Source organism: Geitlerinema sp. PCC 9228, assembly GCF_001870905.1.
GTDB lineage: Bacteria > Cyanobacteriota > Cyanobacteriia > Cyanobacteriales > PCC-9228 > PCC-9228.
The window spans coordinates 1-287 of record NZ_LNDC01000201.1 but is presented as its reverse complement, the minus strand read 5'-3'; the positions used below and the strand labels follow the sequence as shown (position 1 = coordinate 287).

Annotated in this window: 1 protein-coding gene; it reads left to right on the top strand. The window is 48.4% G+C overall.

What is annotated here, in order from left to right; all coding sequences use genetic code 11:
* Positions 1-287 (top strand): tetratricopeptide repeat protein (locus AS151_RS20275; RefSeq protein ID WP_139240825.1); only part of this gene is annotated, 287 nt, incomplete at both ends.

The following is a 287-nucleotide window of genomic DNA, read 5'->3' as shown; positions in this document are numbered from 1 at the left end:
GTCTGGGCAATGCGCTCAGACAACAAGGAAAGCTACAAGAAGCGATCGCAAACTACCGCCAAGCTCTCCAAATCAACCCCGACTTTGCCAATGCTTACAACGGTCTGGGCAATGCGCTGTCGGACCAAGGAAAGCTAGAAGAAGCGATCGAAAACTACCGCCAAGCTCTCCAAATCAACCCCGACTTTGCCTATGCTTACAAAAATCTGGGCTATGCTTTACAGCAACAAGGAAAGTTACAGGAAGCTGTCCAGAATTATCGTCAAGCCATTCAATCCGATCCAGAT